This is a genomic window from Variovorax sp. LjRoot290 (genome assembly GCF_964253985.1).
Lineage (GTDB): Bacteria > Pseudomonadota > Gammaproteobacteria > Burkholderiales > Burkholderiaceae_C > Variovorax.
In genome coordinates this window covers 2,166,602-2,179,234 of record NZ_CAXURW020000001.1, presented here as the reverse complement: position 1 = coordinate 2,179,234, position 12,633 = coordinate 2,166,602, and the positions used below count along the sequence as shown (strand labels likewise).

Genomic DNA, 12,633 nt, shown 5'->3' with positions numbered 1-12,633 from the left:
AACACCATGAGTTCGTTGGAAGCACCGCCTGTACCCGGCCCCGCGTCGGGCCATCTCAAGAAGGTGCTCGGACCCATGCAGCTGTGGGGAATTGCCGTCGGCCTGGTGATCTCGGGCGAGTATTTTGGCTGGAGCTACGGCTGGAACACCGCCGGCACGCTGGGCTTCCTGGTCGCGACGGTGCTCGTGGCCACGATGTACACGACCTTCATCTTCAGCTTCACCGAGCTCTCCACGGCGATCCCGCATGCGGGCGGACCCTTCGCCTATGCGCGGCGCGCCTTCGGGCCCAACGGCGGCTTCGTCGCCGGCTTCGCGACGCTGGTGGAGTTCGTGTTCGCGCCGCCGGCCATCGCGCTGGCGATCGGCGCCTATCTCAACGTGCAGTTCCCTGGCATCAACCCGAAGTGGTTCGCGCTCGGTGCCTATGTGATCTTCATCGGCCTCAACTGGATCGGCATCGGCATCGCCGCGGCCTTCGAGCTCTTCGTCACGGTGCTGGCCATCTTCGAGCTGCTGGTGTTCATGGGCGTCGTCGCGCCCGGCTGGTCGATGGCCAACTTCACGGCCCACGGCTGGGCCGGCGGCGAGGTGCTCAACGGCGCGGCGATCTCGGGCATCTTCGCCTCGATCCCGTTCGCGATCTGGTTCTTCCTGGCGATCGAGGGCGCGGCGATGGCGGCCGAAGAGGCGCGCGATCCGCACCGCACCATTCCGCTGGCCTACACGACCGGCATCGTGACGCTGGTGGTGCTGGCCTTCGGCGTGATGATCTTCGCCGGCGGCGTGGGCGACTGGCGCAAGCTCGCCAACATCAACGACCCGCTGCCGCAGGCGATGAAAGTGGTGGTCGGCGAGAACAGCGGCTGGCTGCACATGCTGGTGTGGATCGGCCTGTTCGGGCTGATCGCCTCCTTCCACGGGATCATCATGGGCTACTCGCGCCAGATCTTCGCGCTGGCGCGCGCCGGCTACCTGCCCGCCACCTTCGCGGCGCTCAGCCCGCGCTTCAACACGCCGCACCGCGCGCTGGTGGCCGGCGGCGTCATCGGCGTGGCCGCGATCTTCAGCGACGAATGGGTGCAGTTCGGCGGCCAGACGCTGACGGCCAACATCGTCACGATGGCGGTGCTGGGCGCCATCGTCATGTACCTGATCTCGATGGCCGCGCTGTTCAAGCTCAGGCGCACCGAACCCGGCCTGGAACGCACCTACCGCGCGCCCTTCTACCCGGTGTTTCCGGCCATCGCCCTGGGGCTCGGAGTGGTTTGCCTTGGCGCGATGATCTGGTTCAACGGCATGCTGACGCTGCTGTTCCTGGTGTTGATGGCGCTGGCCTACGGCTACTTCCGGCTGACGGCCGATCAACGCAAGGCGGCAGCGCCGGACGAGATGTTGTCCACCACCGTCTGAGCTTTCGATGCGCTACCGCACCACGATCGATTCGCAGGCCTTCTCCTTCGAAGACCTCAAGCAGGTCATGGCCGTCGCGAGCCCGGCGCGCTCGGGCGACTACCTCGCCGGCGTGGGCGCGGCCACCGCGCAGCAGCGCATGGCGGCGCGCCATGTGCTGGCCGAGACGCCGCTCAAGCAGTTCCTGACCGAGGCACTCGTTCCCTATGAAGAAGACAACATCACGCGGCTCATCATCGATGGGCACGACGCGCGGGCGTTCGCGCCGGTGGCGCACCTGAGCGTCGGCGACTTCCGCAACTGGCTGCTGTCCGAACAGGCCGACACCGCGGCGCTTACCGCGCTGGCCCCCGGGCTCACGCCGGAGATGGTGGCCGCGGTATCCAAGCTCATGCGCAACCAGGACCTCGTCGCGGTGGCGCGCAAGTGCAGCGTGGTCACGCGCTTTCGCAACACCATCGGCCTGCCCGGCCATCTCTCGGTGCGGCTGCAGCCCAACCATCCGACCGACGACCTGCGCGGCGTGGCGGCCTCCACGCTGGACGGCCTGCTCATGGGCGCCGGCGACGCGGTGATCGGGCTCAACCCGGCCTCCGACAGCATGCAGGTGCTCGGCGATCTGCTGCGCATGCTCGACGAGGTGATCCAGCGCTTCGAGATCCCGACGCAGAGCTGCGTGCTGACCCACGTCACCAACACGCTGAAGCTGGCCGAGGCCGGCGCGCCGGTCGACCTGGTGTTCCAGTCGATCGGCGGCACCGAGAAGACCAACCGTTCCTTCGGCGTCACGCCCGAGCTGCTCGACGAAGCCTACGCCGCCGCGCTGGCGCTGAAACGCGGCACGGTCGGCGACAACGTCATGTACTTCGAAACCGGCCAGGGCAGCGCGCTCTCGGCCAACGCCAACGCCGGCCTCGACCAGCAGACCTGCGAAGCGCGCGCCTATGCGCTGGCGCGGCGCTACAAGCCGCTCCTGATCAACACCGTGGTCGGCTTCATCGGGCCCGAGTACCTCTACGACGGCAAGCAGATCATCCGCGCCGGCCTCGAAGACCACTTCTGCGGCAAGCTGCTGGGCCTGCCGCTGGGCTGCGACGTCTGCTACACCAACCATGCCGAAGCCGACCAGGACGACATGGACACGCTGCTGGTGCTGCTCGGCACCGCCGGCATCAACTTCATCATGGGCGTGCCGGGCGCGGACGACGTGATGCTCAACTACCAGAGCACCTCCTTCCACGACGCGCTGTTCCTGCGCGAAACCATGGGCCTGCAGCGCGCGCCCGAGTTCGAGGCCTGGCTGCAGCGCATGCAGATCACCGGCAGCGACGGCCGGCTGCAGCCGCCCTCTTCCAACCGGCTGCTGGCCGACATGGGCGCGCTGAAGGCGCTGGCCTCATGACGGACGAGGCGGTCACACGCAGTCCCTGGGGCGAGTGGCGCAACGCGACGCCGGCTCGCCTGGCGCTGGGCCGCGCCGGCGCCGGCATGCCGACCGACGAGGTGCTGCGCTTCGGCTGGGCCCATGCGATGGCGCGCGACGCGATCCATGCCGCCCTGGATGCCGGCGCACTCGAGCAGGCGTTGAAGGCCGCGGGATGGACAGTCGCGCACGCCCGCAGCCGGGCCGAGGATCGCACCACCTATCTGCGGCGCCCCGACCTCGGCCGCCAGTTGCACGCCGACGATGCGATGCGACTGCGCGAATCGGCAGGCGCCGCAACGGATGTCTGCATCGTCGTCGGCGACGGCCTGTCCTCGCTCGCGGTGGAGCGTCATGCCGTGCCGCTGCTCACGGCATTGCGTTCGCAACTGCCGCCAGGCACGCGCTTCGCGCCGGTCGTCATCGCCACGCAGGCGCGCGTCGCGCTGGCCGACGAGATCGGCGAGCTGTTCGCGGCCCAACTCTCGGTGATGCTGATCGGCGAGCGGCCCGGCCTCAGCTCGCCGGACAGCCTCGGCATCTATCTCACGCACACGCCACGCCGCGGCCGCCACGATGCGGAGCGCAACTGCATCTCCAACGTGCGGCCGCAAGGCCTGTCCTACGACGCCGCCGCCTTCAAGCTGGCCTGGCTGATGCGGCAGGCCCTGCGCCTGGGCCTGACCGGCGTGGCGCTGAAGGATGAAAGCGATGCGGCGGTGCTCGAAGGCGGCACGACGCCGCCCACGCTTCCGGCGCCCTGAGCCGCCCGCCGCAACCCGTTTCGTCTCCTTTGCCATCCCCCTGTCACTTGAAGGAAGAAAACTCCATGAAGAGGAACTTTGCCCGTGTCTTGCCGATGGTCCTGGCCGCTGCCTTGGCGGCCGGCTGTGCCGGCGGGCCATTCGGGCCGGCAGCGCCCAGCGCCAGCATTCAGCCGCTTGCCGCGGGCCGTTGGGACCCTTTCAACCGGCAGCAGATCGATGCGTTGATCGCCGGCCTCGGCAGAGGCAGCCCGGCCTACAACGCATCGAAGCCGCCGTACGTGGTCTTCGACTGGGACAACACCAGCATCTTTCTCGATATCGAAGAGGCATCGCTGATCTACCAGCTGGAGAACCTCGCCTTCGGCGCCACGCCGGCACAGCTCGAAACGGCGTTGCGCAAGAACATTCCGAAAACCAACTTTGCGCCGGCCCACAACAACGCGGCGGGGCAGCCGGTCAACATCGACAGCATCGTGCCGGACATCGTTGCCAGCTACACCTGGCTCTACCGGAACTACAGCGGCCTCCAGGGCAGCATGCCGCTCGCGGCCGTCAAGCAGAACCCGAACTACACGGCCTTCGTGACCAAGGTCCGCTACTTGTACGAAGCCATCGGCGACACCTTCGACCACGACACGGCCTACCCCTGGGTCACCTATCTCTTCGTCGGGCTCAACGAGGCGCAGGTGCGCAAGCTCACGGCCGATACGGTGGCCTGGCAACTCAAGCAGCCGGTGGAAAAGGTCAAGTGGAGCACGCCGGCCGCCCTGCCCGGCCAAGCCGGCGTCGTCTCGGTGAGCTGGAAGAACGGCCTGCGCCTGGTTCCCGAGATGCAGGAGCTGTACGCCAGGTTCCGCAACGCGGGCTTCGATGTCTGGGTCTGCTCGGCCTCCTTCGTCGACGTGATCAAGGAGATCTCCTCGAACCCGGCCTTCGGCTACGACAACCCGGCAGAGCGCGTGCTGGCGATGGAACTCGAACGCGATGCCAAGGGCGTGATCCAGCCCGAATACCGTCGCGGCTACGACCAGACCCAGGGACGGGGCAAGACCAAGAACATCCAGCGCTTCCTGGTCAGCAAATACGGCTATGGGCCCAGCTTCATCGCCGGCGACAGCGAAGGCGACCAGAACATGATGGCCGACTTCGCGGACACCAAGAAGGTGCTGATCGTCAATCGGCTGCGCGACGGCAAGACGGACATCGGCAAGTTCTCGGTGCTCGCCGCGCAGGGCTACGGCAAGGCCGATACGCGCTACCTGCTGCAGGGCCGCGACGACAACACGGGCCTGTTCGTGCCGTCGCAACTGCACACGCCACTGGGCGCCACGCAGGGCAAGACGCTCAAGTAGACTCGTCTCGAAGCGCACCGGCTGCCGTGCCGGACACCAGGAGACGACCATGGCCGAACGCTATCCCCTCGCCGAGCTCGAGGACCTGCCCGAAGACATCCGCATCAAGGTGCTCGAAGTGCAGGAGAAAGCCGGCTTCGTGCCCAACGTGTTCCTGGCGCTCGCGCGCCGGCCGGCCGAGTGGCGCGCCTTCTTCGCCTACCACGATGCGCTGATGCTGAAGGAGGAAGGCTCTCTCACCAAGGGCGACCGCGAGATGATCGTCACCGCCACCAGCGCCGCCAACCAGTGCCTCTACTGCGTGGTGGCGCACGGCGCGCTGTTGCGCATCTACGAGAAGAAGCCGCTGGTGGCCGACCAGGTGGCAGTCAACTGGCGCAAGGCCGACATCACGCCGCGCCAGTACGCGATGCTCGAGTTCGCGATGAAGGTCTGCGAGCGCTCGCACGAGATCGACGACGCCGACTTCCCGCCGCTGCACGCGCACGGCTTCAGCGACGAGGACATCTGGGACATCGCCGCCATCACCGCCTTTTTCGGCCTTTCCAACCGCATGGCCAGCTTCAGCGGCATGCAGCCGAACCCGGAGTTCTTCCTGATGGGGCGGCTGCCGCGCGAGAAGAAGTAGGGCCTATTCAGGCCGGCGCGCCGCGGCAAGAGGCCAGCGCATCGAGCGCGGGCTTGTAGCTCGGCGTCTTCACGTCCATCAGGCCCAGCACCGTGTGATAGAGGTTGTCGTGCGTGAGCGGCGTGTCGAGCCCCGCCTCCATGCATGAACGCGAGAGCTTGTCGCGCGCGCTCATGCCCTCGCCGAACCACGCGATCATCGGTATGTGCTTCTGCACCTCGGGCGCAAAGCTGTAGGGCACGCCATGCAGGAACAGCCCGTACTCGCCCAGCGATTCGCCATGATCGCTGAGATAGAGCAATGCGGGGTCGTAGCTCTTGGACTGTGCCTTCAGCCAGTCGATGGTCTTGCCGAGAAAGCGGTCGGTGTAGGCGATGGAATTGTCAAAGCCGTTGATCAGCTCGGCGTGGCTGCATTCGGCCAGCGCGTTGCTCTTGCACTCGGGCAGGAAGCGCTTGGCATCGGGCGAAGAGCGCTTGTAGTAGGCCGGGCCATGGCTGCCCATCTGGTGCATGACCAGCACCACGCCCTTGCCGCGGCGCTCGGCCGGCAAGGCGGCCAGGCGCGCATCCAGGCCATGGAGCATGACGTCGTCGAGGCATTCGTCGCCTTCGCAAAGCGCGCTCTTCACGCTCGGGTCGACGGTGTCGAAGGCCGACGCGTGCGGCACGCGGTCGCAGACGCCCTTGCAGCCGCCGGCCTGGTTGTCGAGCCAGAACACCGCAAGGCCGGCGGCCTGCAGCACGTCCATCAGGTTCTCGTACTCGTCCTTGCGCGCCTCGAAGGCGGTCTTGCCCAGCGGCGAGAACATGCAGGGCACAGAGGCCAGCGTGTTGGTGCCGCAGGAATGAACGTCACGCCAGCTCAGCACCTTGCGCGCCGCGAGCTCCGGCGTGGTGTCGCGCGCATAGCCGTTCAGCGCAAAGTGGTCGGCCCGCGCCGTCTCGCCCACCATCAGCACGAAGAGCGGCGGCCGGGCCTGCGCCGCATAACTGGCGCCCAGTGCCGCGCCGCCGGACACCGGGATCAGCTTGCGGCTGTGCTTGAACATCGGCCTGATGGCGACCGCGCTGGCCGAATAGATGCTGGCCAGCGGATTCATCATGTAGCGCAGGTGGACGTTGTTGCGCATCAGCGGCGCGAGCTCCCGGCCCATCGCCAGCGCACCGCCCACCGCCACGGCCACCGCTGCGACGAGCAGCAGCGCATTGCGCCAGGCTTGCGAGACGAAGCGCATCGGGACGACCTGCACGCGCCACAGCGCCCAGGCAGGCAAGGCGGCGACCAGCAGCACGTGGAACAGCAGGCGCCAGCTCAGCAGGTCGTTCACCTCGTGGGCATCGGTCTGCATCGCGTTGGCCAGCATGCTGGGGTCCATCACCACCCGGTAGCTCTGCATGTAGTGCTGGGCCACGGCGGCGACCACGACGACGGCGAACCAGAGCGGCTTCATCCAGCGCGACCAGGCGGTGAAGGACAAGAGCGCCACGCTGCCGCAGACGATGAGCAGCGCCATCGCCGCGATCGACGGCAAGTACATGCTCGGCGCACCGCCGATGCGCGCCAGCTCGTTCCACAGCGGCCAATTGGTGGCCAGCGCCAGGTAGAGGCTCAGCCAGAGGACCACGCTGCGCGCCGAGCGCGGCCGCGCGAGCCAGGCATCGATGTGCTGCCAGAGCGACGTGGACGCCTCAGCGCCCTGCGCCGGCGTGGCGAGCGGCAGGTCATGCGCAGATGGGGGGAAGGAGCGAGCATTCGAAACAGGCATCCAGCGAGTCTGGAAAGCTGGACTGAAAACTCACTGAATGCGCAGCTCAGGATTCGTTCAGCTTCGGAAGGCCGGCCAGCCGCGCAACCCCGGCCGGGCCCCGGTGCACGAAGGCATCGATCGCGAAGCCTACCGTCCAGCAGATCCACGCGGTCCAGAGCGTGTGGCTCATGTAGTGGGCGCCGCGCAGCTGCTGCACCAGCCCCAGCAGCAGCCCGGCAGCGAGCGCGCCGAAGAGCCATCTTCGCGCCACCGCGGGCGCGGCGCGGCGCCATGCGAACCAGCCGCCCGCATAGGCAAAGGCCGCAGACGCGTGGCCGGCCGGAAAGCAGCCGCCCGGGCCGCCGTCTTGCACGCCCCACGACCAGTGGGAGACGTAGTGCGCAACCCCGCCGAAGAGCTGGAGGTCCCAGGGACAGCTGGTATGGCTCGTAGTCTTGACCAGCGAGACGGCCAGCACGGAGGCCAGCACGGTGAATGCGAGCTGTGCTCTTTCGCGCATGCGCAGCAGGCGCAGGATGCCGATGGGCCGGCGGATGCCGGCAAACAGCGCGAGCACCATCAGCCAGCTCAGGGACCGCGCGCCCTCGTGCACGACCTGGACCAGGAACCAGTCGCTGCGCCACGGAAAACCCATCGGCGTGCCCGCCATCGCCGCGAGCTTCAGGTCGAGGCCGGTGGCATCCCAGAGCAGGAGAAGAGCCAGTGTCAGAAGAATCCAGGCGAGCGGACGAGCGGCAAGGGAACGGAACATGCGCGGCCAAGCTTAGGGTCCGCGCCTGAACTGAATCTGAAGCGACGGCCGCACTAGACTCCCCTCTTTTGAGATAAGGGCGAGGCGACGTGCGCATATTGCTGGTCGAAGACGATGCCGCCCTGGCGGGCGCGGTCTGCAGCTACCTGATGGCCAAGGCCTTCGTGGTCGACGTGGCGCCCGGCCTCGCGGACGCGCGCGCCGCGCTGGCGGCTGTGCAGTACGCGGCCGTGTTGCTCGACCTGCACCTGAGCGACGGCGACGGGCTCTCGCTGCTGCCGGACGTGCGGGCGCTGCGCGAGCGCCCGATCGTGATCGTGCTCACCGCCCGCGACCAGGTGACCGACCGCATCCGCGGCCTCGACGCCGGTGCCGACGACTACCTTATCAAGCCCTACGACCCCGCGGAGTTGCTGGCGCGCTTGCGGGCCGTCGAGCGGCGGCGCAGCACCACCAGCTCGCCCGTGCTGAAGCTCGGCACGCTCGAGATCGACCTGGCGCGCGACCTGGTGCGCAAGAACGGTCTTCCGATCACGCTGACGCAAAAAGAGTGGGCGCTGCTGCGCGTGATGGCGACGCGGCCCGAACGCATCCACACGCGCGAGAACCTGGCCGACGCACTCTACGGCTTCGGGGACGAGGCCGACAGCAACACGCTGGAAGTGTTCATCAGCCGCCTCCGGCGCAAGCTCGGCCGCAGCCACATCCAGACCCTGCGCGGCCTGGGCTACCGGCTGTCCTTCTCGCCCGAAGACGACGACGAATGAAGCTGAACTTCCTGCAGCAGGCGGGCGCAGAGCTCGGCACGCGCGATTCGCTCGCCGGCCGGCTGACCCGCACCCTCATCGTCTGGGTCGGCGGCGTCTGGCTTCTGTGCGTGCTGGGCGTGGTCTGGTATGTGGACCGCGAGATCAACCACAACTTCGACAGCGAACTGGTGGAAGTCTCGCACCGCATGTTCGACATGGCGGTGCACGAGCTCGACAAGCTCCGAAGCGAGCGCGGCGAGACGCGCACGCCGCTGATCGCGCCGCCGCAGCTGTTTCCGACCGATGCGGTGCTGTACCAGGTGGTCGACCTGCACGAGCGCGTACTGCTGCGCTCCGCCGAGTCGCCGCCCAACGCCTTCGACGTTCCGCTGGCGGCCGGCTTTGCCAATGCCGAGGCCTGGCGGATCTACACCGTGCGGCATCCCTCGCGCGATCTCTTCTTCCAGGTCGCCGACCCGCTGGACGAGCGCCGCACCGCGCTCAACCGCACCCTGTTCGGCCTGATCGTGCCGCTGTTCGCCGTGCTGCCGCTCCTGGCGCTGGTGCTGCGCAACGTGGCGCGCACCGAGCTGCGCGCGCTGCAGCAGCTCGCCGGCGAGATCGCGCAGCGCAGCGGCACCGACCTGCGCCCGATCGGGCTCCCCGGCCTGCCGCAGGAGCTGCGCACGGTCGGCGACCATGTCAACCGCCTGCTCGAGCGCCTCTCGCAGGCGCTCGATGTCGAGCGCGCGCTGGCCGCAAATGCGGCGCACGAGCTGCGCACGCCGCTCGCGGCGGCGCGGCTGCGGCTGCAGACCGCGCTCGAGCACGAACTGCGGCGCGACGATGTCGAGGCCGCGCTCGATGCGCTGCAGATGCTCGGCCACCGCACCGAGAAGCTGCTGCAACTTTCCAGGGCCGAATCGGCCGCCTCGCTGACGCGCACGAAGACCGACCTGGTCCAGCTGGCCGGCACGGTGGCGCAGGAGTTCTGGCAGGACCCGCGCGTGAACGAGCGCCTGTCGCTCAAGGTGCCGGACACCGAGCCGCCGGTCGCGCTCGGCGACGTCGACGCGCTGGCGATCGCGCTGCGCAACCTGGTGGAGAACGCGCTGCGCTACGGCCGCGGCCGCGTCGTGATCGAGGTGATGCAGCCCTGCACGCTGGCCGTGCGCGACTTCGGCCCGGGCGTCGGCGAGGTCGAGCTGCGCACGCTGCAGCAGCGCCACGTGCGCCACAGCTCCAATCGTGCGGGCTACGGGCTGGGGCTGTCGATCGTTGGCACCATCGTCGAGAAGCATGGGGCACGGCTCGAACTGATGTCGCCGCCGCCGGGGGCGGCGACAGGCTTCGAGGCGCGCATCGTGTTGAGTCCGGCATGAAGGGCTGAAGGAGCCAGGGCTGACGACGAGTAGGACACCTCCCGCTTGCTCTATGGCGCATGGCTGAATTGCGCAGCGAGCACGCGCATGCAGAATATGTTCACGGACTCGGCAACACCCATCGCGGCACTCCGAGACTGCGAAAGGCCCTCCTGCGCGAACGAAAGTTGGCGGAGGGCCTTTTGTTGCTCCCTAGCTGACGATCGAGCGCAGCCAGTCCGGCAGCGGCAGCGCCTTCTGCTTCGGAAAGTCGACCCACATCGTGGTCGCGCCGCCGGCCGCGCAGATCACCTCGGGCGCATCGGTCCGGGCCATGGTGGCCCAGCTCTCGAAGGTGGTGCGGCCCGGGTCGCTCACGTACATCTTGACCAGCACGTCGCCCGGGTATTCGAGCTGCTTGTAGAAGTTGCAGAAGGCATTGACGATCACCATCCCCTGCCCGTCCGGTGCGGGCTCGGCGCCCAGCGAGTGGAACCAGTCGATGCGCGCCGTCTCGAGGTAGCGGAAGTAGCTGGCATTATTGAGATGGCCCATCGCGTCCATGTCGCCCCAGCGGATCGGGATCGTCATTTCGTAGACGAGCTTCTTGATTTCGGGAATTTCGATTCTCATCGGTGTGCCTTGATGGATGCGAGGATGCCGAGGACGAACAGCAACGCGGCCGTGAGCTCGATGGCATGCGGCCAGCGCCCGTCCCACAAAAAAGAATAAAGCAAGGCGAACAAGGTCTCGCTCACGATCAGCTGACCACACAAGCTCGCGGAAAGCCGCTGGCTCGCGACGTTCCAGAGCACCGTCGCCAGCCACGAAGACCCGAGGCCGCCGGCCAGCGCAAGCAGCACGAACAGCTTGCCCTCGGGCTGTGTGCGCAACGTGGCCATGTCGGAGCCCGCAACCAGCCACAGCACGAAGGCACCAAGGCCGGTCGCGATGCCGAGCCAGTTGGCCCAGTCGGCCGCGTGCACCTCGGGATGCCGCTTGAGCCAGGCCGCGTTCAGGAGGCCGAAAGCCGTCCAGCTCGCCATCGCGAGCAGCGCCAGCACCAGGCCCCAGCCGAAGTGCGCACCGCTCGCGCTGCCTTCCGGCCAGGCACTCGCGACCATCAGCGCGATGCCCGCGGCCGTGAGAGCCAGTCCCGGCACCAGGGCCTGCAGCGCCAAGCCGGCCGGACGGCCCAGCAACATCATCCAGACCGGGATGGTGCCGATGATCAGGCTCGACACCTCGGTGCCCGCGGCCACGATCGAGAAGGCCAGCAGCAGGTAGTAGCCGGTGAAGCCGAGTCCGCTGAGGCCGAGCACGGTGAGCGCCTGGCGCGCGCGGGGCCAGCGCCGCTCGGCCGGCCGCCACCAGACCGCCAGCCCCGCGACCGCGCCGAAGACGATGAAGCGCGCGGCCGTGATGTCCACCATGCCGAAATGCCCCACCATGCGCGGCGCCACGAACACCAGCCCCCAGAGCGCACCCGCGGCCAGACCGGCCGCGATGCCGATGAGCGCGCGCGGACTCAGAGCGCGAATCCGTCGTCGGCCGCGATCACCGCGCCATTGACGAAATGGCTCTGGCCGCTGGCCAGCAGCACGATCAGTCCGTCCAGGTCTTCGGGCTTGCCCACGCGCTTGCGCGGCAGCATGCCCACCAGCTTCTGGCCGTCGTCGGAGGCGAAGTGCTCTTCGTTGAGGTCGGTCGTGATGTAGCCCGGGCACAGCGCGTTGACGTTGATGCCGAAGCGGCCCCACTCGAGCGCCATCGCCTTGGTCATCTGCACCACCGCCGCCTTGCTCATGCAATAGACACCGATCTTCGGCAGCACCTTCAAAGCAGCTACCGAAGCGATGTTGATGATGCGCCCGCCGATGTAGGTGCCGGGCGCCGCACCCTTGGCGCGCGCCAGCATGCGTTTGCCGACTTCCTGGGCAACGAAGAAAGAGCCCTTGACGTTGGCGTCGAAGATGAAGTCGTAGTCCTCGGCCTTCACCTCTTCGAGGCGCTGCGTGGTGCTCACGCCCGAGTTGTTGACCAGGATGTCGATCGGCCCGACCTCCGTCTCGGCGCGTGCCACCGCGGCCTTGATGCTGTCGATGCTTGTCACGTCGAGCTCGACCACGTGGGCGTCGCCGCCCTCGCCCTCGATGCGCGCGCGCAGTTCCTTGAGCTTGTCGGTGTGACGGCTGGCCAATACCACTGCGGCGCCCGCGCGCGCCAGCGTCTTGGCGAACTGCGCGCCGAGACCGCTCGACGCACCCGTGACGAAGGCCACGCGGCCCGAAAGATCGATGCTGTAAGCCATGGGGAAAGTCCTGTTGGAGTCGCCGATGCGACGGGCCTAAAGCCGCTCCGGGCGCCGCATAAAATGGCCCGGCCCCTTCGCGGTGCCTCGCACCTTCAAATCATTAT

12 protein-coding genes are annotated in these 12,633 nt (G+C 67.8%); 7 read left to right on the top strand and 5 right to left on the bottom strand.

Annotated features, from left to right (window positions below; genetic code table 11):
* The first annotated feature begins 6 nt into the window (after positions 1–6).
* From eat to ACSQ9A_RS11020, 5 genes are all read left to right on the top strand, one after another.
* Positions 7–1,413: an ethanolamine permease gene (gene eat, locus ACSQ9A_RS11040; protein ID WP_093109357.1), complete on the top strand. Its 1,407-nt coding sequence runs from the start codon at positions 7–9 to the stop codon at positions 1,411–1,413.
* 7 nt (positions 1,414–1,420) lie between these two features.
* Entirely contained in the window at positions 1,421–2,815 is a 1,395-nt protein-coding gene (locus tag ACSQ9A_RS11035) for an ethanolamine ammonia-lyase subunit EutB (protein WP_436303673.1), read from the top strand.
* On the top strand, positions 2,812–3,600 hold the full coding sequence (gene eutC / locus ACSQ9A_RS11030) for an ethanolamine ammonia-lyase subunit EutC (protein ID WP_436295165.1): 789 nt from the start codon (positions 2,812–2,814) through the stop codon (positions 3,598–3,600). The genes ACSQ9A_RS11035 and eutC overlap by 4 nt, the downstream gene beginning before the upstream one ends.
* Before the next feature lie 65 nt (positions 3,601–3,665).
* Complete coding sequence (locus tag ACSQ9A_RS11025) at positions 3,666–4,955, top strand: haloacid dehalogenase-like hydrolase (RefSeq protein WP_436303672.1); 1,290 nt, start codon at positions 3,666–3,668, stop codon at positions 4,953–4,955.
* 49 nt (positions 4,956–5,004) lie between these two features.
* Positions 5,005–5,583: a peroxidase-related enzyme gene (locus tag ACSQ9A_RS11020; RefSeq protein WP_436303671.1), complete on the top strand. Its 579-nt coding sequence runs from the start codon at positions 5,005–5,007 to the stop codon at positions 5,581–5,583.
* A 7-nt stretch (positions 5,584–5,590) separates the two neighbouring features.
* On the opposite strand, the gene ACSQ9A_RS11015 is transcribed toward ACSQ9A_RS11020, so the two are convergent.
* Entirely contained in the window at positions 5,591–7,351 is a 1,761-nt protein-coding gene (locus tag ACSQ9A_RS11015; RefSeq protein WP_436303670.1) for a phosphoethanolamine transferase, read from the bottom strand.
* 46 nt (positions 7,352–7,397) lie between these two features.
* Positions 7,398–8,105 (bottom strand): phosphatase PAP2 family protein, encoded by a 708-nt coding sequence (locus ACSQ9A_RS11010; RefSeq protein ID WP_436303669.1) that lies wholly within the window; start codon positions 8,103–8,105, stop codon positions 7,398–7,400.
* 89 nt (positions 8,106–8,194) lie between these two features.
* On the opposite strand from ACSQ9A_RS11010, the gene ACSQ9A_RS11005 reads away from it, so the two are divergent.
* Together ACSQ9A_RS11005 and ACSQ9A_RS11000 are read left to right on the top strand one after the other, a co-directional pair.
* Positions 8,195–8,872 carry a winged helix-turn-helix domain-containing protein gene (locus tag ACSQ9A_RS11005; RefSeq protein ID WP_093109364.1) on the top strand — a complete coding sequence of 226 codons (678 nt, stop codon included), beginning with the start codon at positions 8,195–8,197 and terminating at the stop codon, positions 8,870–8,872.
* Positions 8,869–10,236, top strand: a complete 1,368-nt coding sequence (locus ACSQ9A_RS11000) for an ATP-binding protein (RefSeq protein ID WP_436303668.1) — start codon at positions 8,869–8,871, stop codon at positions 10,234–10,236. The genes ACSQ9A_RS11005 and ACSQ9A_RS11000 overlap by 4 nt, the downstream gene beginning before the upstream one ends.
* A 192-nt stretch (positions 10,237–10,428) precedes the next feature.
* Here ACSQ9A_RS11000 and ACSQ9A_RS10995 read toward each other — a convergent pair whose 3' ends face one another.
* The 3 genes from ACSQ9A_RS10995 to ACSQ9A_RS10985 are packed head-to-tail and all read right to left on the bottom strand — an operon-like array spanning position 10,429 to position 12,526.
* Positions 10,429–10,848 carry an acyl-CoA thioesterase gene (locus ACSQ9A_RS10995; protein ID WP_093109366.1) on the bottom strand — a complete coding sequence of 140 codons (420 nt, stop codon included), beginning with the start codon at positions 10,846–10,848 and terminating at the stop codon, positions 10,429–10,431.
* The gene (locus ACSQ9A_RS10990) at positions 10,845–11,723 is read right to left on the bottom strand and encodes a DMT family transporter (protein WP_436306285.1); all 879 of its coding nucleotides are present in this window, start codon (positions 11,721–11,723) and stop codon (positions 10,845–10,847) included. The genes ACSQ9A_RS10995 and ACSQ9A_RS10990 overlap by 4 nt, the downstream gene beginning before the upstream one ends.
* Positions 11,724–11,743: 20 nt before the next feature.
* Positions 11,744–12,526 (bottom strand): SDR family oxidoreductase, encoded by a 783-nt coding sequence (locus ACSQ9A_RS10985; protein ID WP_093109367.1) that lies wholly within the window; start codon positions 12,524–12,526, stop codon positions 11,744–11,746.
* Between the last annotated feature and the right edge of the window lie 107 nt (positions 12,527–12,633).